At 71.7% G+C, this 23296-nt stretch carries 19 protein-coding genes; 12 read left to right on the plus strand and 7 right to left on the minus strand.

The window, feature by feature from the left end:
* The first annotated feature begins 2 nt into the window (after window positions 1-2).
* From E6P78_RS08760 to E6P78_RS33835, 10 genes are all read left to right on the plus strand, one after another.
* Window positions 3-704, plus strand: coding sequence for an SAF domain-containing protein (locus E6P78_RS08760; RefSeq protein WP_136202957.1), 702 nt, complete (start codon window positions 3-5; stop codon window positions 702-704).
* Complete coding sequence (locus E6P78_RS08765; RefSeq protein ID WP_136202958.1) at window positions 704-1516, plus strand: hypothetical protein; 813 nt, start codon at window positions 704-706, stop codon at window positions 1514-1516. The genes E6P78_RS08760 and E6P78_RS08765 overlap by 1 nt, the downstream gene beginning before the upstream one ends.
* Window positions 1506-3026 (plus strand): ATPase, T2SS/T4P/T4SS family, encoded by a 1521-nt coding sequence (locus E6P78_RS08770; protein ID WP_136202959.1) that lies wholly within the window; start codon window positions 1506-1508, stop codon window positions 3024-3026. The genes E6P78_RS08765 and E6P78_RS08770 overlap by 11 nt, the downstream gene beginning before the upstream one ends.
* On the plus strand, window positions 3023-3925 hold the full coding sequence (locus E6P78_RS08775) for a type II secretion system F family protein (protein ID WP_136202960.1): 903 nt from the start codon (window positions 3023-3025) through the stop codon (window positions 3923-3925). The genes E6P78_RS08770 and E6P78_RS08775 overlap by 4 nt, the downstream gene beginning before the upstream one ends.
* Window positions 3922-4812 carry a type II secretion system F family protein gene (locus E6P78_RS08780; RefSeq protein ID WP_136202961.1) on the plus strand — a complete coding sequence of 297 codons (891 nt, stop codon included), beginning with the start codon at window positions 3922-3924 and terminating at the stop codon, window positions 4810-4812. Before E6P78_RS08775 ends, E6P78_RS08780 begins: the two co-directional genes overlap by 4 nt.
* Before the next feature lie 48 nt (window positions 4813-4860).
* Window positions 4861-5076 (plus strand): hypothetical protein, encoded by a 216-nt coding sequence (locus E6P78_RS08785; protein WP_136202962.1) that lies wholly within the window; start codon window positions 4861-4863, stop codon window positions 5074-5076.
* Window positions 5073-5543, plus strand: coding sequence for a TadE/TadG family type IV pilus assembly protein (locus E6P78_RS08790; protein ID WP_346765560.1), 471 nt, complete (start codon window positions 5073-5075; stop codon window positions 5541-5543). The genes E6P78_RS08785 and E6P78_RS08790 overlap by 4 nt, the downstream gene beginning before the upstream one ends.
* Before the next feature lie 74 nt (window positions 5544-5617).
* A complete protein-coding gene (locus E6P78_RS08795; RefSeq protein WP_240799113.1) occupies window positions 5618-6037 on the plus strand; it encodes a TadE/TadG family type IV pilus assembly protein in 420 nt (139 codons plus the stop codon).
* Window positions 6037-6486 carry a pilus assembly protein TadG-related protein gene (locus tag E6P78_RS08800; RefSeq protein WP_206307759.1) on the plus strand — a complete coding sequence of 150 codons (450 nt, stop codon included), beginning with the start codon at window positions 6037-6039 and terminating at the stop codon, window positions 6484-6486. Before E6P78_RS08795 ends, E6P78_RS08800 begins: the two co-directional genes overlap by 1 nt.
* Entirely contained in the window at window positions 6486-9887 is a 3402-nt protein-coding gene (locus tag E6P78_RS33835; protein WP_136202963.1) for a BTAD domain-containing putative transcriptional regulator, read from the plus strand. The genes E6P78_RS08800 and E6P78_RS33835 overlap by 1 nt, the downstream gene beginning before the upstream one ends.
* Window positions 9888-10114: 227 nt before the next feature.
* On the opposite strand, the gene E6P78_RS08810 is transcribed toward E6P78_RS33835, so the two are convergent.
* The gene (locus E6P78_RS08810) at window positions 10115-12517 is read right to left on the minus strand and encodes a hypothetical protein (protein WP_136202964.1); all 2403 of its coding nucleotides are present in this window, start codon (window positions 12515-12517) and stop codon (window positions 10115-10117) included.
* Between the two features lie 219 nt (window positions 12518-12736).
* Between E6P78_RS08810 and E6P78_RS08815 the strand changes: the two genes are divergently transcribed.
* A complete protein-coding gene (locus E6P78_RS08815; RefSeq protein WP_136202965.1) occupies window positions 12737-13219 on the plus strand; it encodes an NUDIX hydrolase in 483 nt (160 codons plus the stop codon).
* 208 nt (window positions 13220-13427) lie between these two features.
* The gene (locus E6P78_RS08820; protein ID WP_136202966.1) at window positions 13428-15521 is read left to right on the plus strand and encodes a WD40 repeat domain-containing protein; all 2094 of its coding nucleotides are present in this window, start codon (window positions 13428-13430) and stop codon (window positions 15519-15521) included.
* 69 nt (window positions 15522-15590) lie between these two features.
* Here E6P78_RS08820 and E6P78_RS08825 read toward each other — a convergent pair whose 3' ends face one another.
* From E6P78_RS08825 to E6P78_RS08850, 6 genes are all read right to left on the minus strand, one after another.
* A complete protein-coding gene (locus E6P78_RS08825) occupies window positions 15591-17435 on the minus strand; it encodes a hypothetical protein (RefSeq protein ID WP_136202967.1) in 1845 nt (614 codons plus the stop codon).
* A gap of 229 nt (window positions 17436-17664) precedes the next feature.
* Window positions 17665-18273 (minus strand): hypothetical protein, encoded by a 609-nt coding sequence (locus E6P78_RS08830; protein WP_136202968.1) that lies wholly within the window; start codon window positions 18271-18273, stop codon window positions 17665-17667.
* Window positions 18270-19580: a hypothetical protein gene (locus E6P78_RS08835; RefSeq protein WP_136202969.1), complete on the minus strand. Its 1311-nt coding sequence runs from the start codon at window positions 19578-19580 to the stop codon at window positions 18270-18272. The genes E6P78_RS08830 and E6P78_RS08835 overlap by 4 nt, the downstream gene beginning before the upstream one ends.
* Window positions 19577-20374 (minus strand): ATP-binding cassette domain-containing protein, encoded by a 798-nt coding sequence (locus E6P78_RS08840; protein WP_136202970.1) that lies wholly within the window; start codon window positions 20372-20374, stop codon window positions 19577-19579. The genes E6P78_RS08835 and E6P78_RS08840 overlap by 4 nt, the downstream gene beginning before the upstream one ends.
* A gap of 189 nt (window positions 20375-20563) precedes the next feature.
* Window positions 20564-20965 carry a hypothetical protein gene (locus E6P78_RS08845; protein WP_136202971.1) on the minus strand — a complete coding sequence of 134 codons (402 nt, stop codon included), beginning with the start codon at window positions 20963-20965 and terminating at the stop codon, window positions 20564-20566.
* A gap of 546 nt (window positions 20966-21511) precedes the next feature.
* Entirely contained in the window at window positions 21512-22519 is a 1008-nt protein-coding gene (locus E6P78_RS08850) for a hypothetical protein (protein WP_240799114.1), read from the minus strand.
* Between the last annotated feature and the right edge of the window lie 777 nt (window positions 22520-23296).

Raw genomic sequence — 23296 nt, forward strand, 5'->3', positions numbered from 1 at the left:
ACGTGAGCACCACCGGGACCGCACCGGCCGCCGCCCAGGCGGCGTCGTCGGGCCTCACCCCGCCCACGCCACCACGCACGCTGGCGACCCGGCGTCGCAGGCCGGCCCTGATCGGACTGTCCGTCGCGCTGATCGCGGCCGGCGGTCTCGCGGGCGCGTTCACCGTGCTCAACAGCGGCGAGCGCACGCCCGTGCTGATGGTGGCCAAGGAGGTCCCCTACGGCTCGGTCGTCACCGAACGGGACCTGGCCGTCGTCTCGGTCGGCCTCGATCCGGCGCTCAAGCCGGTCGCCGCCGCGGACAGGGACGAGATCATCGGCAAGCGGGCCGCCACCGACCTGATGGCGGGCTCCCTGGTGACCGGCGGGTCCGTCACCGACAAGCCCCTGCTCGCCGAGAACCAGCAGCTGGTGGGCCTGCGCCTGAAGCCCGGGCAGCTTCCCACCACCCCGCTCTCGCCCGGCCGCAGCGTCCTCGTCGTCTCCACCCCCGACGCCGCCGCGAACGCGGACGCGGACGGGAAGAAGCAGGACGAGATACCGAAGACCCTGCCCGCCGAGGTCATACGGGTCGGCGAGCCGGACTCCAGCGGCAACCTGACCGTGGACGTCGCCGTCGCCGCGACAGACGGCGCGGTGCTGGCCGCCCGAGCCGCCTCCGGTGACATCGCCCTCGTCGTCCAGCCGAAGAAGGCGTCCGGCTGATGACGGTCGTCGCGATAGCCGGGTGCCCCGGGGCACCCGGCGCCACCACCACAGCGCTCGCCCTGCTGCTGACCTGGCCGTTGGAGCCGGGGCGGCGGGTCATCCTCGCCGAGTGCGACCCCGACGGCGGGGCCGTACTGGCCGGAGCGCTGGCCGGACGGACCCCGGGACCGTACGGGCTGCGCAACATCGCCGTAGCCGACCGTCAGGGACAGCTCAGCGAGGTGTTCTGGCGGCAGCTGATCGACCTGTCCGACGAGGGCACGGACCGCCTGCTGCTGCCCGGTCTCACCGATCCGGCACAGGCCTCCAGCCTCGCCTACACCTGGGACAGGCTCGCCGCGATGTTCGCCGGCATCGAGCAGAGCTCGATCTCGCACGACGTCGTGGTCGACCTCGGCCGCAGCGGCGCGTTCGGCCCCTCCGCCGTCCTGGCCCGCAAGGCGGACGCGGTCCTCATGGTCGTACGCCCCACCCTGCGCGGCATCCACGCCGCGCTGCCGCGGATCACGGCGCTGCGCAACGACCTTCAGGAGTCGGGAACCGGGGCCGACGCGCTCGGAGTCGTCATCGTCGACTCCGGGCCCTACACCGCGCACGAGGTGTCCAAGCAGCTCGGGTCACCGGTGGTGATGTCCCTGCCGCACTCGCCGCAGGCTGCCTCCGTGCTGTCCGACGGACGCGACGGAGGCCGCCGGTTCGCACGGTCGGACCTGCTGCGGTCCGCTCGCGGCGGGGCCGTCCGCGTACAGGAGTTGATCGCCGGGCGACGCGCCCGTCTGATGCCGGGGGAGCACAGCGATGTACGGTAGGCCGCTCCATCCCGACCCCTCGGTGCGGGTGTCGCAGCACGTGGTCGCCCCGGCCGGGACACCGCCCCGGCAGGCGAAGCCGGCGCAGACCCCGCCCAGGCGGCAGGGCCTGCCCGCCCCCGGGGCGCCCGAGCCCAGGGCGCAGGAGGACATCGACTACGCGGTGGCCACCCGTCTGAAGAAGACGGTCGCCGACCGCCTGACCGAGGAGATCAAGCGCTCCCCCGGCATGAGCGTCGCCGCCCAGCAGCAGCGCGGGCGGGCGCTCATCAACGAGACGGTGGCGGTCTGGTCCGACGCCTCGGCGATCGAGCGGGGCATCGCCACCAGCCCCGCCGACGACCGCAGGCTCGCCGAGGCCGTGTACGACCTGCTGTTCCGCGCGGGACGCCTGCAGAAGTACCTCGACGACCCCAGGATCGAGAACATCCTGGTCAACGGGCACGACGAGGTGTGGGTCGACTACGGCGACGCCCGGCGGGTCCCCGTGCCCCCCGTGGCCGAGTCGGACGAGGACCTGCGCGAGCTGCTGCGTGACCTGGCGCGCCGCAACGGGCAGAGCGAGCGGACCTTGTCCACGTCGAGCCCGTTCCTGGCGCTGCGGCTGGAGGACGGATCGCGGCTCCAGGCCATCACCGAGGTCACGCCGCGCACCTACGTCACCGTGCGGCGCCACCGCGTCCGTGACATCGACCTGATGGGGCTGGTCGAGCTCGGCTCCATCGACACCACCCTCGCGGCGTTCCTCGGAGCGCTGATCCGCGCCAAGAAGAACGTGATGATCGTCGGCACCCAGGGCGTGGGGAAGACCAGCCTGCTTCGGGCGATGGCCCGCGAGATCCCGCCGGACGAGCGCATCGGCACCATGGAGACGGAGTTCGAACTCTTCCTCCACGAGAACGGGCACCACCGGCAGATCGTCCCCATGGAGTCCCGCGAGGGGAACGGCGAGCGGGTGGACGGGCACAGCGTCGGCGAGATCACCGTCGGCGACCTGATCTACCCCGCCCTGCGCATGACCCTGTCGCGGATGGTCGTCGGAGAGGTCCGCGGCCCCGAGGTCGTCCCCATGCTGCGGGTGATGACCAACGGCGAGGGCGGCTCCCTGTGCACCCTGCACGCACGCGAACCGCACATGGTCTTCGACCGGATCGCCGAGTTGTACATGGAGTACGGCGGCAACATGACGGAGTCGCTCGCCTACAAGCAGGCCGCCAACGGGATCAACTTCATCGTCTTCGTGAAGATGATCGACGAGACCGCGATCGGCGGCCGTCGCCACCGGTTCGTCTCCCACGTCCAGGAGGTCACGGGCACCGGCGAGAACGGCCGGCCCGCCACCAACACGGTGTTCGGCCCGCGGCCGGAGAAGGGCGAACCCCGTGCCGTGCCGCTCATGCACCCCGGCTGCCTGCCCGACCTGATGCGGGTCGGCTTCCCCGGCCACCTCCTCGACCTGCCGCTCGGCTCGTGGCAGACGCCGCTGGAGCTGAAGGTGATGGCGGCATGACACACCTGCTCATCGGCCTGTTCGCGGGCCTCGCCCTCAGTGGTGGCCTGGTGGCCCTGGCCGCCGGCGTCATCGGCACCTCGGCCCCCAGGACGCCCGGCCCGCTCTCCCGGTGGCGGGCCGCCGCGAGCGGCAACCAGGCGGAGGCGAGACTCCGCGCCCGCGCCCGGGCCAGGGCGGCGGTGGCCGCCGCGTTCGGCCTGGTGCTGTGGATCGTCACCGGCTGGTTCGCGCTCTGGCCCCTCACGGTGGCTCTCGTGGTGGGCCTGCCCTGGCTGCTCTCGCCGGCGAAGGCGACGCAGATCCGCATCGAGCAGCTCGACGCGCTCGCGGAGTGGACCCGCCGGCTCTCCGACGTACTGCTCCTCGGCACCGGCCTGGAACAGGCCATCATCACCAGTCGCAAGACGGCCCCGGCCGTGCTGAAGGACGAGATCGCCGAACTGTCCGCCCGGATGCTGTCGGGCTGGCGTCCCGAGGACGCCCTGCGCGCCTTCGCCGACACGCTCGGCGACGCGACCGCCGACAAGATCGCCGCCGCCCTGATCCTGCGCAGCTCGGAGCGGGGCCCCGGCCTGGCCGCCTCGCTCACCGACCTCGCCGACTCCGTACGCGAGGAGGTCCGCCAGCGCAGGCAGATCGAGGCCGACCGGGCCAAGCCCCGTACGACGGTGCGGTGGATGACGTTCATGACGCTCGGAGTGGTGGGCGTGGGCGCCTTCAGCACCGACTACGTCGCCCCCTACGGCACCTTCCTCGGGCAACTGGTCCTGACGCTCCTGCTGCTCGGTTTCGGCGGCACGCTCGCCTGGATGCACTCCCTGGCCTCCTACCGGCCCACCCCGCGCTTCCTCGAAGCCGACCGGCGCAGCCGGGTTCCCCTGCCGGAGGCGCGATGAACATCTCTCCCCTCGCCGTCATCAGCGGGGCCGCCGTCGGCGGCGGACTGGCCCTGTTCGTACGGGCCGTGGTCCGCCCTCAGCCCGACCTCGCCGGGACCTTGCACCGGCTCCACGAGGCGGGGCCGCTGCCCGAGGACCGCGACGCACTGACGCAGGACGAACGGTGGGGTGCGTGGCTGCACCAGAAACTGCTGCGGGTACCGGGCGTACGCGTCCCGTACACCGACCTCGCCCTCGTCGGCCAGAGCCCGGCGAAGTTCATGCTCACCAAGACCACCCTCGCGCTGACGGGGCTGCTGCTGCCCGCCTTCTTCTTCACGATCTGGGCGGTGCTGGGCCTCACCCCGCCGGTCCTCGTTCCCGGCGTGGTGTGCCTGGGGCTGGCCGTGTTGCTGTGGTTCGCCCCGGACCTGGCTCTGCGCGACACCGCGCGGCGGGCCCGGGACGAGTTCCGGCAGGCGATCGCCGCCTACCTGGACCTGGTCGCCCTGGAACGGGCCGGGGACGCCGGGCCGAGCGAAGCGCTGGAGCGGGCGGCCTCGATCGGTCGCGGCTGGGCGTTCCGGCGCCTCCAGGACGCCTTGCTGCAGGCCCGCATCGACAAGGTCGCCCCGTGGGACACCCTCAAGTCGCTCAGCGTCGAACTCCGGTTGCCCGTACTCGAAGACGTCGCCGACATCATGCGCCTCTCCGCACACGACGGGGCCGCCGTCTACACCACCCTGCGGGCCCGCGCGAAGTCCCTGCGCACCGAGCTGATGAGCAAGGACGCGGAGGAGGCCAACGCCGCCAGCGAGCAGATGACCGCGCCCGGCGCGCTGCTCGCGGTCCTGATGATGCTGCTCATCGGGTTCCCCGCCGTCATCCGCATCCTGACCGGCTGACCACCAGCCGTCACGCCGAAGCCCCCAGAGAAACGGAAGAAGACCGACATGAAGATCAGAATCCGCGAGATCACCCCGCTGATAGTGGTGCTCGACGTCCTGGCCGCCCGGCTGAAGGAGGCGCGCGAACGTCCGGACCGGGGCGACGTCAGCATCTCCACCATCATCATCTGGGTCGCCGTCATCGCGGTCGCGGCCGGGATCGCCACCATCATCGGCGGCACGCTGTACAGCAAGTACTCGGCCCAGCTCTCCGGGCTGTGAACCCGAGGTCCGCCGGCCCGGCGAGCGGCTCCCCGGCACCGGGGGGCCGCTCCTGGCCGTGGCCGAACCGTGGGCTCCTCGGCCGGCGGCAGCGGGACGGGGGCGACGCCTCCATCGAGATGGCGATCATCCTGCCGGTCGTCATCCTGCTCACGATGATGATCGTGCAGGCGTGTGTGGCGTACTACGCCAAGCAGATCGCGCTCACCGCGGCCCGCGAGGGCGTCCAGGCCGCCACCGCGTACCAGTCCACCGACGCGGCGGGGGCCGGCCGTGCCCGGGCCGTACTGACCCGGGTGGCCGGCGACTCGCTGCTCGCTCCCCGTGTCTCGACGGCGGGCAGTACGCAGGAGCGCGCCACGGTCACCGTCACGGGCCGGGCGCCGTCCGTGCTGCCCGGCTTCGCCGGGATCAAGATCACCCAGAGCGCTTCGGCCCCGCGCGAACGCTGGACGGTGAAGCCATGACCGGACACCGGTCGCGTCACGTGAGTCGCATGTGTCGCGTGTGTCGCGTGTGTCGCGTGTGTCGCGTGTGTCGCGTGTGTCGCGACGACAGGGGAAGCACCGCGATCGAGGCGGCCCTCATCGCTCCGCCGCTGATCCTCTTCCTGCTTCTGGCCATCGCCGCCGGGCGCATCGTGATGGCCGGTCAGGTCGTCGACGCCGCCGCGGAGGACGCCGCCCGCCAGGCCTCGATCTCCCGCGTGCCCGGTGACGCCCGCGAGAGCGCGCTGGCCGCCGCCCGGGCCACCCTCACCGGCCAGGGCCTCCACTGCTCGTCCACGAGCATCGGTCTGAACACCTCCGGCCTGGGTGCCGGGACCGGGGAGGCGGGCACGGTGACCGCGACCGTGACCTGCCGCGTGAACCTCGCCGACCTCGCCCTGCCCGGGGTGCCGGGCACCCGCACCATGACCTCGACCTTCACCAGTGCCGTGAACCGTTACGTGGAGCGCTGATGAACCACAGCCGTCACCGCATGCGTACGCGACTGCGCCAGGACAGCGGCAGCGTCTCCCTCTACGCCGCCATCGTCATCGTCGGCATGCTCGTCATGATCGGTATCGCGGTCGACGGCGGTGGCAAGATGCGGGCCACCGAACGCGCCGACGCCCTCGCCCAGGAAGCCGCCCGCACCGGCGGCCAGGAGATCGACGCCGGGCAGGCCATCACCGGCGAAAGCATCGTCGCCGACACCGGTGCCGCACGGGCCGCGGCCCTCCACTACCTCGCCGTCGCCGGCGCCCACGGCACGGTCACCGTCTCCGACGACGGCAAGAAGCTCACCGTCACCGTCACCGACGCCTACCGCACCCGCTTCCTGCCCGTGCTGGGCGTCACCGAGATGCCCGTGACCGGGCACGCCTCCGCCGTCCTCGTCCACGGCGTCCATGCCCCGGAGGACTGATGACCGCCCGCCGCACCTCGCTCCCGGCCGACCTCCTGCGCTCGCTGCTCAGCCTTGTCGGCCTCCTCGTCCTGCTGGCCGGACTCCCCCTCGTCCTGTACGTCGCCGGGCGCGAGTTGGTCCCGCTCGGTCTCGACGGCCTCGCCTCCCCCGCCGACCTGTTCTCCCGTCAGGACACCGGTGGCCTCGCGCTGCTGGTCCTGACCGGCATCGGGTGGGCGGGGTGGGCGAGCTTCGCCCTCGCCGTCCTGCTCGAAGTCCCCGCGCAGTTGCGCGGCCGCTCGGCGCCCCGCCTGCGAGGGCTGCGGGTGAGCCAGCGGATGGCGGGGGCACTGGTCGGCGGCGTGCTCGTCCTGCTGCCCACCGCCGGCGGGGCGATGGCCGCCCAGACGGTACCCGCCACCGCGGCTCCGACCTCCGTGAGCGCCTCGTCCGTCCCGGGCGATTCGGGCGGGCAGCGGAGCACGCAGGGGGCCGCGGTGAAGACGGGGACGAAGACATCGCACCCGACGTACACGGTGCGGGACAGCCGTCCGGCCGACAGCCTGTGGAGCATCGCGCAGGAGCGGCTGGGTGACGGCGAGCGCTGGACGGAGATCGCCGCTCTCAACGAGGGCCGCACGATGACGGACGGCCGTACGTTCCACGCCGCCGACCCCATCCAGCCGGGCTGGGTCCTCAACCTTCCGGGCAAAGCCGGGAGTTCGGCGCGGGGCGTCGGGAAGAGCGTCACCGTGCACCGGGGGGACACGCTGTCGCGGATCGCCGAGGAGCAACTGGGTGACGCGGAGCGCTACCCCGATCTCGTCGAGGCGAACACCGGCCGCGCCATGGACGAGGCGGGACACCGGCTCACCGACCCGGACCTGATCCTTCCCGGCTGGAAGGTCGTCCTTCCCGCGCAGCACGCCACACCCCCGGCCGACGCCGGCCCCGCCGACTCGGACCGGACCCGACCGACGCCGCACGAGGACCGGAACGCGGGCGACCAGGACGCGAACGACCAGGGGGGCGCGGGCGGGGGCGGGGCCTCGGCCGGCCCCACACCCGGGACGGCCAAGCCGACGCAGGAAGCCGAGCCGACGCAGAAGGCCCCCTCGACGCAGGAGGCCACACCGACGCAGAAGGCCACACCGACACGGGAGGCCAAGCCCACGCCGGAGGCCAAGCCGACCCAGAAGGCCACACCGACACCGGTAGCCAAGCCCACGCAGAAGGCCACGCCGACACCGGAGGCCAAGCCCACGCAGGAAGCGACCGGTGCGGCCGAGTCCCCCAAGCACAGCGAATCCGCGGCCCCCTCGTCTCCTGAGGTCTCGGAGAGCCCCGCGCCAAGCCGGGACGCTCAGCCCTCGGTGCCGGCCTCCGCAACCGGCACCGTCTCGGAATCCTCCCCCGTGGACATGGCCGCGCTCGCGACCTGGGGCGGCCTGCTCGCAGCCGGGCTCCTCTCCGCACTCACCGTCAAGCGCCTCCTCCAGCAGCGCAGGCGCCGCGGCGGCGAGCACATCGCTCTGCCCCGGGCCGTGCCGGCATCCCCGAATCCGCGAGCGGACGAGCAGAAGGACCCCCTGCTCCTGCAACTCGCCGAGGTGGAGCGCCGGATGCGGGCCACCGAAGCCCCCGAAGGCGTCGACCTCGTCGACCGCGCCCTTCGCACTCTCGCCCACCACGCGACGGCTGCGGGCCGAAGCCTGCCGGACCTGGCCGCCGCACGACTGACGCCGGCCGCCCTCGAACTGTGGCTGAACACCCCCTCGCCGCCCCTGCCACCGTTCACCGCCGCAGGACCGGACCGCTGGACCCTGGCGGCGGACGGCACCGGTCTGCTCACCGCGGACGCCTGCCGCGAGGTGTGCGCCCCCTACCCCGCACTCGTGACTCTCGGCCGCGACGAGGACGACGCCCTGGTCCTCGCCGACCTGGAAGCCCTCGGTGTCCTGCTCCTCCCGGCCGGCCCGGAAGCCTCCCGGCCCATCCTGCGCGCCCTCGCGATCGAACTGGCCACCGCCTCCTGGAGCGACGACCTCGGCGTGCTGCTGAGCGGGCTCGGCTCCGGGCTCGTAGCCATCGAGGAGGGGTTCGGCCGGCTCACCGAGACGGACGATCCGGCGGCTGCGGTCAGCGAAGTGAGCGCCTGGGGGCGGACCGTGCGCACCGCCCTGGCCGACACCGGTGCCGACTCCGTCCGCGCGGCCCGCAGCCGCCCCACCGGCGCGGAGGCCTGGACCCCCCGCATCGCGCTCTGTGCGGGGCCCCTGCCGGCCGAGGTGGTCGAGGCCGCCCGGGACCTGCTCGACGCCCCGGCCTGCGCCGCGCTGATCACGGCCGCCGACGCGGACACGCTGCCCGGGGCGACCGTGCTGCCGGGCCCCGAGGGGGGCACCGTGCGGCTCGCGGGGCGCCAAGTCCGTCTGGTGCCCCAGCACATCACCGACGCCGACTACGAGGCACTGCTCAAGATCTTCGGCATCACAGCGGCCCCCGCGTCCGCGCCGCTCCCCCCTCCGAAACCGGTCCGGGAACCCGCGGCACCGGCCCCGGACGCGGCCCCGGTCCCGAACGCAGCCCCGGTACCGGACGCAGCCCCGGTGTCGGACGCAGCCCCGGTCCCGCACGCAGCCCCGGCCCCGATCCCGGTCCCGGTCCCGGTCCCGGACGACGCGGCGGCCGTGGAGATCCCCGAGCCGTACAGCGTGGGCATCAACCTGCTGGGCACCCCCGCGGTCACCGGTGTACGGCAGGAGATCGCCCCCGCCGCGGCCGGCCGGCTGACGGAGATCGCCGCCTGGATCGCCCTCCACCCCGGGGCCGACACCGCCGCGCTGACGGCGGAGATCTGGCCCGGCGGGGTGTCGGCGGCCTTCCGGACCGCCCAGCTGTCCGCCCTACGCCGCTGGCTGGGTACCGACTTCCAGCGCGGCGACACCTACCGGTTCGACGCGGACACCGGCACGGACTGGCATCGCTTCCAGGCGCTCGCCCGGCGAGGCCGTCTCAAGGGCGACGACGGTGTCGAGGACCTGAGCGCGGCGCTGGAACTCGTGCGGGGCCGCCCGTTCGACGCGATTCCGCCGCGCCGCTACGTCTGGGCCGAGTACCTGCGCCAGGACATGATCACCGCCGTGGTGGACACCGCCGCCCTCCTCGCCGGTCTGCTCGTCGCGGCCGGGGAGCACGTGGCCGCGCGGGAGGCGGCCGACAAGGGGCTGCTCGTCGAGCCGGCCGCCGAGCGCCTTCACCGCCTCGCGATCCGGGCGGCGGACCTCGCCGGCGACAGCGAGGCGGTGGAGCGGTACGCCCACCGCATCGATGAGCTGACCGACCGGCTCGGCACCGAGATGCAGCCGGAGACGGCCGAACTCCTCGGCGAGATGGCCCTGCGCCCCTCCCTGGGGTAGCACTGTTGTCGGCCGGGGCGCTCCCGGTACCGCAAAGAACCCTGCGGTACCGGGCCGGTCCGCCGCGCGGTGACCCGTAACGCCGGAGAACCGACCACGGCAGCGGCCGACACCACCCGTAACGCCGGAGAACCGACCACGGCAGCGGCCGACACCACCCGTAACGCCGGAGAACCGACAACGGCAGCGGCAGCAGCCGACGTCACCGCGGAGAGCGGTGCGTGCGGTTACTCGCGTCCTTCCGAACCGCTCCGCCCGGACGGCCCCGTGCCCGGCCCGTGGCCCGGCCGCGCGGAGGGGTGCGGCAGCGTCGCGTCCGCCGTCCGGGGCGCCTTCGGACCGGCCGCGTCCCCACCGGTGGAGCCACGGGGTCCGGCTTCGGCCGCCGCCGGCCCGCGCCTGCGGCCCAGCACGGCATGACGGACCGCGTCCGCGCCCTCGCTGTCGATCCCCACCGGCCCCTGCCCCTGCCCCTGCGAGCGGTTCCGCTGGGCCGGAAGTATCACCGAAAGGGCTTCGGCCACGTGCTTGCTCGTGGTGGGCGAACCGTCCGGGGCGATGTTCCCGATCCGGCGCAGGACGTCGTTGGCCGCGGTCACTTCCTTGATGGACGAGGCCAGCTTCCCCTGCTCTTCGGCCGACAGCCTGACAAGCCGCAGATCGTGCACACAGCGCGCCTTGAAGCCTTCGTCGCCGAGAACGTCCGTAAGGGCCTCGGTGACGGCCCTGCCCCGGTCCTCGGGGCCGGTCCCGTACGCGGCGGAGATCACGCCCGGGGCCACCGCCCCGCCCGGCTCCCGGCCAGGCTGTACGGACAGGTCGTACCCCGCCCTCTCGTACGTGCGGCGGACTTCGCCGTCCGTGGGGTGGATCAGGCCGTTGAGCGCGTGCGTGATCGCCCCGTACCTACGCGACGCCAGCTCCCAGTCGGTCGTCTCGACGGCCGCCCACCGGTTGATCTGGTCCGCGTAGTACTCGCTCGTGCGCCAGGCCTCCTCGCTCCAGCCCTGGTCGAACGCCTGGGACATGCCGGTCAACTCGCCGCTCTCCACGAGAGTGCCGATCCGGTCGACCCCCACCGAGATGTTTCCCGGGTAGTAGACGGTGACCGGCTCCGCTTCCACGTCCTCGGGTTCGGGCAGAGCCGGGCCGAATTCCACACGCCGTACGGTCATCAGGGGCGGCGGATACACCTCTCCCGACCTGTCGAACAGCTTGACGGGGCGCCCGGACGCATAGAACTTCTTGCTGCCGTCCGTTTCCTCGGCGACGCGACTCTCACCGAACGACCATTTCGCCCAGTAGAGCTGCCAGCGCGTCCCCTTGTCCGCGACGTGTTCCTGCGCCTGGAAATAGACCGTCGGCACCCCGAGGCAGATGGCGCTCTCCAGCGCCCCGCTCTCGATCCCCACCTGGACGACGTCGGCGTCCGTGTTGAGGTAGTGGAGGAAGAGCGCCTGTTCGCCGTGGGTGAGCGCTGTGCCGCCATTCTTGTCCGCAGCCCAGAAACGGATCAGCGACTCACTGTCGACACCGTCGAGCACCCCTTCCTGCTGGAAGGCGGCGAAAAGCTCCGGCCGCCTCTTGAAGAGGTCGTCGCCGATGAGGAGGATCTTCCGGTCCGGGTCCGTGGCGCGCAGCGTTTCGATAGCCTGCTTGAGGATTTCAGGCTTCGTGTCCATGAAGGCGGCGTTGTCGCGGTTGTCGCGCACCCACAGCAACGCGTATTTCGGTAACGTCGCGGAAGCGGGCGCGGACCTGTCGCCCGCCATGACCTGCTCCACCACGGCCCGCGCCCGCGCTTCGCGGCGCGCGCCGAACTCGCCCGTCCCCCGCGTGCCGGCGACTATGGACTCCCGGGCGTCGAGGGGAGACTCGCGGATGACGGGGAGGGCATGGATGTGTGCGCGCCGGAATTTCGTCTGCCGGTAGTTTACGTCGTACGACTGGTCATCGTAGGAGAGGCGAATCCTGTGCGACTCGATGCTGTATTCGTTGATGAATCGGCGACGTGTCGCCAGAGCCTCGCGCAGGGAATCGAAGTAAATATCGGAAAGGTCATGCAGGAATTCGGTGTCGTTTTCCGCCACCGGGCCTTTCCCGTGCTGAGCGCGCCACACCGCGACAGCATTTCCCTGCTCCTGGGTCACCCCGTCCGGAAGCGCGCCCAGATACGTGATGCTCTGGTCTTCCGCTTCCAGCAGCAGACGCTTGAGCCGACCTTCCGGCTCGTACGTGACTTCGAGGGTGGTCTCCGGGTCGAGAATCAGCGCAGCGGAATGGATGTACAGCTCCCCCCGCTGCCACTCGTACATGCGGAGGTTCTTGCGGTCCAGGTCTCCGCCCACGTGCGACGGCTCGTACGCCGTCTCACGGAACACCTGCTCCTGCAGTTGCCGCACGGCCCCCTGCGGATCGGAGACCACCTGTTCCCGGACGCGGCGGGAGAAGTCCCCGAAGGTCCGCTCCAGGCCGTCCCATTCGGCGATCTTCTCCGCCGGCGCCAGGTAGGGCGAAGGGATGCCCTGCCCGGTAGCCGCGATCTCGGAGACCGGCAGGTCCTCGTAGTGGACTTCGGCAGCGCGGAAGACGCTGGAGGGCAGCTCGCCCGAGGACCGGTCGTTCGCCATGGCGTCGTACTCCCCACTCCGCGCCTCACGAAGCCGCGTCGGCCGTTCTCGACGCGGCGGCCCACCGGTCAACTACGGCTCGCTTGCCGACCAGTTGGGCGGACGCACGCCCAACCCCCCTGCTGACCAGTAAACTTGACGCATCGTACACCTGTCCGATGTATCGTTGGCGTGGGGCGGAAGAAGGATGTCTTGGTGTCGCGAACGTCAGGAACCATCGTGTCGGCCATAGTTGAACGGAACGGCTGCCTGCTGATGGTTCGCGAACGCCAACCGGGAGAACGGGAACGGTGGGTGCTCCCCGGCGGCGTGGCCGAGACGGGAGAGCTGGCGCACGCGGCCCTCGCACGAGAGGTCCACGAGGAGACCGGACTGACCCTGGCCGGACCGATGAGCCTGGCCTGCGCCTCCCAGCACGTGGTCACCGGCGACCCCGGCTGGGACGGCACCTGGACCGTCCTCACCTTCCGCGCAGAGAACGCCACGGGGACGCTGGGCCCCCTCGACCCCGACGAGTTGGTGCTGGAGGCCGACTGGGTGCCGGTCGGCGAGGCGCTGGTGCGCTTGTCGGACCACCCGTCCCGCCGACGCCGCGAGCCGCTTATATCCTGCCTGAACGGCACGTCACCGCCCGGCACTCTCTGGCTCTGGCCCGGCGGACCGGAAGACTCGCCCGTCGTGGTTCCCCCATCTCCTCGCTGACGGAAGGAAGACCGAGAGCATGCCGTCTTTTCCACCTGCCTCGTCCCACGCATCAGTCCGTAGCATTCGGTACGAGGTCGTCGGGCGACAGCCGGCGGAGGGACACCCGGAACGCTTCGCCCTCGACCTGTCGGCCGACGGGCGCGCCCAACTCGGTTACGAGAACGGCCCCGTACGGCGGTCGTGGTCCGCGCGGACGGAAGCCGTCGTGTGGACACGACTGCTGAAGGCCGTCGAGAACATGCCGTCCGGCAGCCCTGCGCACGGGCCTTCGGACCACGAGCCGGTCCACCGCCACCTCCAGGTCCTCGGCGCCTCATCGCAGCCGAAGACGGTGGCCTGGGACGGGAAGGCCCCCTCCCTGCGGGCCGGCGCGATCCTGGACTCCCTGGTCGCGCAGATGAGCGGCCCGGTGTCGGACCTCGTCGCCAACACCCTTCCCCCGCTGACCCACCGGACCGTCGCGGAATCGGCCGGCGATCCGCCCGGCCAGGAGCCCGCCGCCGTCTTCGGGACGGTCGGCGGCCACGCCGCGTTCGCCGTCGCGCGAACCGGCGGCGGCTTCGGCGTGTACGCGGCCGACCCCCTGAAGCTGCTCGGGGAGACCGCCGACGCGGGGCAGCCGATCCGGGCCCTGGCGCTGGGGTCGGACGGCGCGCGCGACCTCCTGGTGACCAGCGGCGACGACAACGCCCTCTGGGCCTGGGACCTCACGGGCACGGACGGGCTGGTCCACGCCAGAGGGGGCCACGGCGGCGCCGTGGGGGCCGTCGCGTTCCCGGCCGACCCGGACGGCGAACTGGTCTACTCGGGCGGCGCGGACGGCAATGTCTGGGCCTGGGGCGGCCGGGACGGCAACGAGGCCGGTGCGTTGACCGGCCACGAACGTACGGTCAACGCGCTGGCCGGCGCCCGCGTGGGCGACCTCGGCCTGCTCGTCTCCGGCGGCGACGACGGTACGGTGCGCGTCCGGAACACCGCCACCGGTGAGTCACTGCGCTCGTTCACCCCCGGGGCCGAGTGGATCAACGCCGTGGCGATCACCGGCGCGGAGGGGCGGGGCCTGGTCGCGGCAGCCGGCTCCGACCACGTGATCCGGGTGTGGGACCTGGCGACCGGCGCCCCGACACAGGCGCTGAGCGGCCACACCGCGGCGGTGACCGGGCTCGCCTTCCTCGACCTCGGGGACCGGGCGGTGCTCGCCTCGTGTTCGTACGACGGCACCATCCGGACCTGGGACGCGGAAGCCGGAGAGGCCCTGGACAAGTGGCCCGCCCAGGACGCCTGGCCGGCCGCGCTGGCGGCCGCCCCGTCGCCCGGCGGACCGCTGATCGTGTCCGGCGGCGCGACCGGCACCGTGCGCGTCTGGGACGCGAAGGGCACGGAGCTGCGCGCGCTGACGACGGACGACGGCCCCGTCCAGGCGCTCGCGCTGGCCGAGCTCGACGGGATCTCGGTGGCAGCCGTCGGGAGCCTCGACGGCTCCCTCGGCCTCTGGGACGTCGCGACCGGTTCCGTACGCTATGTGCTCGACCCGGACGACGGCCCCATCACCTCGGTCTGCTTCGGCCCGGCCGCCGACAGGATCGTCTGCGGGACCGCGCGAGGCACCGTGCGCGTCCACTCCGGCCCGGACGGGGCGCTCCAGCTCGTGCCGACGCCCCACACCGACACCATCGCCGCCCTTGCCTTCCTCCCCGCAGCCGGTGGCCTCGTGGCCTCCGCCGGGGCCGACAGGACCGTACGCACCTGGGAGGCGGCCACCGGGCGTCCGCTTCTGCGTCTGCGCGGCCACGGGACGGGCGTGACCCGGCTGGCGGCCGGTCAGGTCGGCGCGGCCCCCGCTCTCGCCTCCGCCGACGAGGATGCGGTCGTCCTGGTGTGGGACGCGCTCTCCGGCCGGCGCCTCCTGGACCTCCGCGCCGCAGGCCCGGTGACCGCTCTCGCCTTCGGTACGGTCGACGGCGTCGATGTCCTGGCCGCTGCGGAGGAGCACGGCCCCGTCCGGGTCTGGGACCTGGCGTCGGGGGACGAACTGGTGGCGCTCGACACCGCCGACAGCGGTGTGCTGACGCTCACCGTCTGTGTGCTCGACGGCGCCACCGTACTGCTGACCGGCACGCGGGACGGGGAGGTCCGCGCCCGGCGGCTGCCGGACGGCGCGGAGATGGGCGCGATCGACGTGGCGCTGATGCCGCTCGCCCTCTCCTTCGCCCCGCCCGGAACTCTGCGCGTCACGGGCGGCGATGGCCTCACCACCATCGCGTTCGCTCCGGAAGTCGTGGGTCACGGGGCCGGGTGAGCCGCCGGCGGGGAGGCGGGCCCGATGTGCCGTGCGGCACCGGGCCCGCCTCCCCGCTCGGTGTACGGGTCAGCCGATACCCGAGCCGGCGGTCCGGCTCCGGTCCGCAGCGGGCGGCGGGTGCGGGATCTCGCCCGCACGCACACGGCTCCGCCTGCGCGCCACGGCCGGGGGAAGACGAGTCGGCCGCCCGGCCACCGCGACCGCTTCGGCGCCCTCGGCATCCACGGTGGCGGGCGCCGCGCTCGCCCTCTCCCGCCCGGGGCGGCCGGCTGCCGGGGACGGTGCGGCCGATGGTGCCTCGGTTCCCGTGCCGGGTGACGGGCCTGCCGCGAGTTCGCCGAGGTGTGTGTCGGAAAGAGCGGAGGGAGCGTTGCCCCACCGTTCCGCGTACGCCTCCCGCAGGCCTTCGGGCACGGGCCGGATGCCCAGCTCCTCGGCCTGTCCGTCCGCCCGCTCCGCCAACTGCTCCGCGCCCCGGTCGGCCGCGGCGGCGAGTGTCCGGTGCAGCTCGGCCCGGCCGTCGAGGACCAGGGCCTCGTTGCGCCAGCGTTCGACTCGGGAGAGATCCGCGTCCGGCCGGCCGGCCAGTTCGTCGGCCTGCCTCTTGAGCCTGGCGGAGTCGGTCGCGGCGTCGAAGGACTGCCCGTACTGGCGCTTGGCCTCCTGGAGCGCCTTGGCCGCCTGCTCGGAGTACGTCGCGGCGGGAGCGGCGGATTCGGTGCTGCCGAGCAGTTCCGCCACCGTCTTTGCCGGTGTGCCGCTCTCCAGGTCGAGTCCGTGCCGGGCGAACAGCTCGTCCTTCAGGGCCACGAAGGTCCTCTCCTTGGCCGGACTCCGCGGCCACTTGTCGACCTGGTCCCACACGCCCGCCACTTCGGAGGCACGGGCCGTGGCCCACCACGACTCCGTGCTCAGTCTGGAGCGGAGGTCGGCGCCCTGGTACACGTGGCGGGGGTCCTCGCCGCGCATCTCGGCCGTGACGGCCTGGGCCTGCACGTTCAGCCGCTTCCACGTCTCGCGCAGCCCGGAACGCTCGTCGCTGCCTTCCGCGAGCAGTTGACCGGCCTCTTCCGTACGTGTCATCTCGGCGAGGACCGCGTGATGGACCTCTTCGGGGCTGCCCGTTTCCGCCCCGGAGACGAGATGCCGCTGCCGCCGCGTCTCCGCTTCGACCACCGCCTCTGCCCGCTCCCCGGTGACCCGGGCCGTCTCATCGCCCCCGGCGGGGCTCCCGTCGTTGGCGACGGTCTCGATCACCGTCCCGCCGTCGGGCTTCCGCCCCTGGTCGGCGCACCACTGCCGCAGTTCGCGGGCGGCGGCGGCCTCGATCTGTTCGCCGGGCACCGTACGCAGCTCGCCCCGGTGCAGGATCTGCTCGGGGTCGGCCGGGTCACGGATGACGTACAGGGTGGAGGTCTCGCCCCAGCGTTCGGCGTCCTCGCGGGCTGTGGCGGCCTCCTGGCGCAGGCCGGGCGAGCCGAGGGCGAGCGCCTTGGAGAGTTCGGGCACGTTCAGCTGTACGTCGGCCAGGCTCAGTCCGTAGCGCTCGTCGAGCTGCCGGCGCAGGTGTTGGAGGGTCGCGGCCGCGGCGGGGTCGGAGGGCGCCCACTCGGTGGCGGCCTGCCAGGCGCGGCCGATGTCATGGGGCTCCGGGTCCTTCCAGAAGTCCTCGTCCCAGGTGTCCCGCAGTACGGGCTCGGCCCGCTGCCGGTCCTCCCAGACCGAACGGGCCGCCTCCTGCCTCTCGCGCTCCCACTTCTGCTGCCGGTGCCGCGAGACCTCCACCGCGACGATCTCGGCGACTGTCAGGGCCACCCGGACCGCTTCGGACCACAGGTCGCCCGCCGCACCGGTGATCTCGTTCGTGGTGCGCTCGTTCTCCTGCCCGTCCAACTCCCCCGGAGCGAACACCGTATTCCCCGATCATCTGCCGAACAGCGCATGTTTGACCGCGATCGTCCCACGACCCGCGCGGCCACACGCCCCGAGCGGCCACACACGACGATCGAACCACTCCGCGCGGCCGGCGGCACGGGCCCCGCCGCTCCCTCTCTCCCCCCGCGGACAGCGAAGTAGACGTCGGCCCGCATGGTGCGTTCCAGTGCGTTGGCCGTGTGTTCGTCGCCCAACGCCTCGGCCATCAGGCGGTCTGTCCTCGCAGGCGCCGGTCTCCGGCATACGAGAAGGCTCCGGCTCCCGAGGCCCAGAGCAGGGAAGCGACAACGCCTGCGGCAAGGTCGTGGTCCGGAGCGAGGAGCCAGGTCCACAGCCATGCGCCATCTGGCTCGGTTCCGAGCGTCAACGCGAGCCCCGCGAGCAACAAGGGTGGCAGCCAGGCTGTTGCCACCCCTGCCGCGGAGGAAGTCAGCAGGCCGATGCCGCACAGGGCGACGACGTTCCGTGCGGCAGCCAGGTCGCCCCGGCCGTCCAGGATCTCGTCCGGAAGCGCGATGAGCGCGCCCGCCGCGGCCACCAGGGTGAGCGTGGCGACCTGGGCGAACCGGGCTCGCGGGATGCGTCCGGTGCCCAAGCGGTCCCAGACGTGCATGGGGCTGTGCGCAGATGCGGCCACCACGGCTCCGGCCACCGCCGGCAGGAGCAGCAGGGCCGACGGGATGCTCTGGGCCGACTCCCGGCCGATCCGGACCAGGCTGCCACTGGTCAGAGCACCGACCGCGGTGAGCAGAATCAGGAGCCCCGCCGCGGTGAGCATCCGCCGGCTGCGGCAGAAGAGCAGGATCGGCCTCATGATGTCCGGAAGTCCGCTGCGCTGAGCTTGCACTGGGAGAACTTCTTCCAGTTGCTTCCCAGCCATCGGCCGGCCTCGTCGTCGGACGCCCGGTTGAAGAATCGCTCGGCGTTCTTCATCGCACCGGTTGGCTCGGCGAATCCGGGGATCGACGCAGCCGAGGTTTCGCCCTCGGCGATCCACTGCTGGGCGATGCGTGAAAGTGCCTCGTTCTGCTGGTCGGCCTCCAGACAGCTGTCGGGGTCGAGCAGATAGGCGATGAAGTCTCCGACGGTTTCGCCCTGCCATCCGGGCCGCAGCGAGGTGATGTACACGGACTGCGGTTGTCCGGCCTGCCCGTAGCTGCGCTGCACGAGCCGGTCGACGCGCGCCGGGGTGTCCTTCAGGCGATGCCGTATCGGTCCGCCGAAGTACCGTTGCAGCTCGGGAAGGGCGGATCGGTACGCCGGGTGGACACAGATCTCGGGTGTTCCCCCTCGGGTGCAGGACGTGGCGAGGGGCGCCGTGTCGCTGTTCGCGCCGACGGGGGTCTGGAACTGTCCACCGTGTCCGCCGAGCAGGACGATGCCGGTCCCCGCGACGGCGACGGCCGGAACAAGCACTGCCGCGAGGGCTTTACGCCCCGCGGTCCCGAGCAGCGCGACGCAGGCCGCGACCACGAGCAGCCCCGCAAGCCACGTGGCCTGCGCGGCGTAGACGCCGGACGCGGGTACGCCGTACGGGTCGACGAGCTCATCGAGGAACGGCGACATGAGGTACGCGGTACCTGACCAGTCGTACCCCAGTACGTAGACACCGTAGGGAAGAACGGCGGTTATGGGGGGAGCGAAGCGGCTGGGCCAGGCTCGGCCGACGGCGAATCCGACAGTCGTCCAGACGAGGATGCCCAGGCACCCCACCGCCAGACCGCTGGTGCTGACATGGCCGCTGGGGTTCGTGAAGAGGGTTCGTACTCCTGCGGCTACCGCCACAACGCCGAACAGGATGATGCCCCACAGCCAGAGGGCGAAGAGTTGTGCCGCCGGAATCCACCACTGCGGGATGTGCGCCATTCCGCGCAACGAGGTCAGGGACAGGCGTCGTTCCCGTGAGCCGGCCCACGCGGCCAGGCCCGCCATGCCGCAGCTGCCCAAGATGCCCGCGAGGATCAGCGCGTGCACGGTAGTGGGCCAGAAACCCACCCCCGGGATCATGTTGCCGAGGGCGTTCCAGACCTCGATGAAGATCAGCAGGGGAACGGCCCAGATCTGCCCCCAGCCGAGGAACTCGAGCCGGACACCGCGCAGGAAGGCCCGAACGTCGATCACGACTCGGCCCCCTGGTTCTTCCGCGGGGTACCGGTCGGTGACTGACGGGGTGCCGGGTCGCGGTACAGGAGTGCGTTGTAGCCGCGCTCCAGGTCGTTGTCGCCCAGGTCCTCGGCTCCGCCTGCGTCGGCCAGCGTTTGGGGCGTCCCCTGGAAGGCGATGTTCCCTTCCGCGAGGACAAGGACCGATGTACACATCGCGTTGACGTCATCGGTCAGATGCGTACTCAGCAGAACCGGTGTCGTGTCGGCCAGTTGTCTGATGAGACGGCGGAACTCGGCCCGTTGCCGCGGGTCCAGGCCGACCGTCGGCTCGTCGAGGACCAGCAGTTCGGGGCCGTGGACGAGCGTGGCGGCGATGCCGGCCCGTTGCAGCATTCCGCCGGAGAGTTTGCGCATCCGGGTGCCGGCCTGCTCCTCCAGGTCGACGAGGCTCATGGCGTCATCGACGGCCCGGAGTGTCCGCTGCCGGTCCAGACCCTTGGTCCAGGCCACATACGTGAGGAACTCCGAGACCGTGAAACCCGGGTGATAGCCGAAACGCTGCGGCAGGAATCCGACCCGTCTGCGGACCTCCCTGCGGCCCGTCCTGGTACCCAGCGTGTGCCCCAGAACGGTGACATCGCCGTCAACCGGCGGGATCAGGGTGACCAGCGTCTCAAGCAGGGTGGTCTTCCCCGCCCCGTTGGGCCCCAGTAGCCCGGTGACCCCGGCACCCAGAGTGAAGCTCACGTCGTGGAGAACGGCGCGACGACCTCGCCGCTGCACCAGTCCTTCGACTCGCGCTGTGGTCATGCTCGTTTCCCTTTCCCCCCCGGCCTGACGCCGACTGGCACGTCGCGCCAGGCTTGCACAGGCCACCGACAGACCGGATGCCTCCCCGCAGGCGCTCGCGGGGAGGCATCCGGCTCCATGCACCAGTGGCGGCACCCGGACCGCCGCCGTCCAGGGAGCGCGGCTCAGCTCCCGGTGTTCACCGCTGGGTCAGCAAGCGGTGATGTGCCTCGGCGTGGTGTCGTGGTACTTGCCGCCGGTCCAGTAGCTGCGGGCGTAGTAGCTACGCCGGTTGCCGCTGTCGCACGTGCCGACAGTGGCGCTCCAGGACTTGCGCGTCCCCGTCTGACTGTTCTTCGCGGTCAGCGGGTCGGGCAGCAGGTTCTTGTCCCACTTGACCTCGATGTACAACGTGCCCTTGGCGTTCTTGGAGCACGACGCCGTGCCCTTGCCCGTCAGGTAGCCGGTCGACGAGCTGGTGAGGCCGACGCTCGGCTCGGGGCAGCCACTCGGGGTGGCCGCCCAGGCCGGAACCGCCGCGACCAGACCGCCCAGCAGAGCCGCGGTCACCGAGGCGGCGGCTATGCCGCTCTTCTTACCAAGACGCTTCATGGTGTTCCCCTCCCATGCCTTCGCAGGCACAAAGTCAAGCTCCCGCTGTCGCGAGCGCTCTTCGAACACGGCAACCGGCATCCTGACGAGCCGGACAGAGAGCTGGTCAGGCCCTGCCGGTGCCATAGCGATGACCGCGGACCAGACACTGCCGGCCCCGCGGCCACGGCCTCGAAACTCTCACACAACACTGAACACGTCAAACACTATTTGCACACGGCATCACCCTCAACTCTCCACGCACAGCCGCCCCTTGGCCGATCCGATCAAACGCCCGCCCGGCCTGCGAACCGCCAGGCGTCCGCCCCGCCACCACCAGCAAGACGGCTCCGACGGCCGCCCGCAGGGCATCCGCGACCGGCGCTCCCGTCGACGCGGCCGGGGACTGAGGACCGCCCCGAGAACGCCGACGTTGACACCAGCAAACCCACGCACCGCCGTCCACCGCGCCGCACAGGCAGTCGAGTGGGCCGGATCTCCCGCGTGTGTGGCGTCCGTGCACGACAGCGGCGTCGCATGGGTCCGGGGCTCCCGAGCGGAGGCTGCTCAGCAGTCGTAGCGGTGTGCGTACGGCATGTCCGGGCACCCGGGGCAGACGAAGAGGTACAGGCCGCCGAGATCGCCCATGTCCATCCCGTGGCCGATGGTGTCGACGACCACGTCGTCGGCCCCGGTCCACATGCTCGGGTCCGAGCTCTCCGGTCCCTGTTCGTCGAGCGGGAACCAGCGCCATTCGACCGGTTCCGTGGCGGTGATGCTGAGAAGGTGGTCCATGCGCCGGCCGCAGCCACAGACCGGCCAGTTGGGCTGCTGGAGCCAACCCGGGTACCCTCCGACCTTGCTCTGGACGGTGACGGCCGTCTCGTAGTACGAGAAGCCGAACGCCTCCGCGATCTCATCGAACCGTTGGCTCAGGCTCTGGGCCAGACCTTCCGGCAGGTCCCCATTCGGGTACTCCACCACTCGCGTCGGCGTCACCGTGCAGGACCGGGGCACGAACTCCTCGTCGTACTCGTACGGCACCGGCGGGTCCGACAACACCCGTCCCCCTGCGACTGTCTGCTCGCTGCGCCAGTACACCTTGGGCAGCACAGTCCCGGCCTCGTCATTGTGGATCAAGGGGCACCACACGACCTGCAGCACGTCCATGCCCGCTGGGAACGGCAACTCAGGCACATCCCGCGCACAGAGCTGTACGACGGGCACCATCGCCACTGGCTCAGGCCCCACGACCTCGGTGGGAGTCCTCAGCGGCTTCCAGTGCCCTGGCTCGGTACACAGCGGCCACGGCTCACCGGCCGGCCACAGCAGGGGCCCGCCGATGGAACTGTCCCGCACGCCGGGTTCGCCACTTCGTGGATACAGCAGCGTCGTTTTCCGCCCGAAGCCCGCGAGTTCCGGGATCAGCGATTCCACGTCGAACGGCGCTGGGGGGATGCGGTCGGTCAAGGTGCGTTCCTTCTCGGTGATCAGGTCCGGGCTTCCCTCGGCGACGCTTGGCGTCAGCCCATTCGTCACCGCGCGGCGAGCCTGGTCGGCGACTGCCTCCGACACCGACCTCATTCGGACACTGCCTCGGCCAACCCCCGGAACGCCAAGATCCCGCCCGATCAATCAGATCGGACGGGATCTTGTGAACTCTTCCTGAGCTGACCCAAGAACAGTCGTGCGGTGGGGCGTTCACGAGTGCATCTGACCTGCGACGATGCGATGCTCTCTCCATCCCCTTCCCGCGACATCAGCACTCGCTTCCCAGTGGGGCATGGACACGACACGCCCATCACTCTTACGCCTCACAGGATTGGCTACTTGATTAGCCGCTCGTAAAGCTCTGTTCATGTGCACCCTGCCCGCTCCCCGCTTCAGACGGGTCGCGAAGCTCGTCGCGATCGACTCCGCCCACCGGATTGCTCTGCTCCCTCACCACGCCGGACACCGAACGTGGGTCCTGCCCCAGCGCTGCGCACGGCTCGACGAGACGTATGGAGACGTGGTCGCCGAGCTCTGCGGAAATCTGCTCGCCTCCTACCCGATCCGACTCGGCAGCGTCACCGGGCACCGCTGGGCTCCGGTGCCGGAAGGTCTCGGGCCACGAGCGGAGGCTCGCTTTTACATCGTCCGGGTCCACGCGAAACCGGTCAACGAAGGCCCCGGGCGGGGCACTCTGTGGGCCCCTCGCGCCGTGCTTGAGCTCTGGCTGGGGCGTCCCGATGTCGAAACAGTCAAGGCTCTCGTGGACGGGTACCTCGACGGTTGGCTGCCAGATGGGCCGATCACTCTGGACTGAGCCAGGAAACGCGGAGCGCCGAGCGGGTCCTCTCGGAGTTCCTC

The organism is Streptomyces sp. A0958 (assembly GCF_004795035.1).
In the GTDB taxonomy this organism is placed as follows: Bacteria; Actinomycetota; Actinomycetes; order Streptomycetales; family Streptomycetaceae; genus Streptomyces.

What these genes read in the sequence shown, in the direction of transcription:
- E6P78_RS08765 (WP_136202958.1), top strand. Translation starts at nt 704, where the DNA reads ATGACGGTCGTCGCGATAGCCGGGTGCCCCGGGGCACCCGGCGCCACC.
- E6P78_RS08770 (WP_136202959.1), top strand. Translation starts at nt 1,506, where the DNA reads ATGTACGGTAGGCCGCTCCATCCCGACCCCTCGGTGCGGGTGTCGCAG.
- E6P78_RS08775 (WP_136202960.1), top strand. Translation starts at nt 3,023, where the DNA reads ATGACACACCTGCTCATCGGCCTGTTCGCGGGCCTCGCCCTCAGTGGT.
- E6P78_RS08780 (WP_136202961.1), top strand. Translation starts at nt 3,922, where the DNA reads ATGAACATCTCTCCCCTCGCCGTCATCAGCGGGGCCGCCGTCGGCGGC.
- E6P78_RS08785 (WP_136202962.1), top strand. Translation starts at nt 4,861, where the DNA reads ATGAAGATCAGAATCCGCGAGATCACCCCGCTGATAGTGGTGCTCGAC.
- E6P78_RS08800 (WP_206307759.1), top strand. Translation starts at nt 6,037, where the DNA reads ATGAACCACAGCCGTCACCGCATGCGTACGCGACTGCGCCAGGACAGC.
- E6P78_RS33835 (WP_136202963.1), top strand. Translation starts at nt 6,486, where the DNA reads ATGACCGCCCGCCGCACCTCGCTCCCGGCCGACCTCCTGCGCTCGCTG.
- E6P78_RS08810 (WP_136202964.1), bottom strand. Translation starts at nt 12,517, where the DNA reads ATGGCGAACGACCGGTCCTCGGGCGAGCTGCCCTCCAGCGTCTTCCGC.
- E6P78_RS08830 (WP_136202968.1), bottom strand. Translation starts at nt 18,273, where the DNA reads ATGAGGCCGATCCTGCTCTTCTGCCGCAGCCGGCGGATGCTCACCGCG.
- E6P78_RS08840 (WP_136202970.1), bottom strand. Translation starts at nt 20,374, where the DNA reads ATGACCACAGCGCGAGTCGAAGGACTGGTGCAGCGGCGAGGTCGTCGC.
- E6P78_RS08845 (WP_136202971.1), bottom strand. Translation starts at nt 20,965, where the DNA reads ATGAAGCGTCTTGGTAAGAAGAGCGGCATAGCCGCCGCCTCGGTGACC.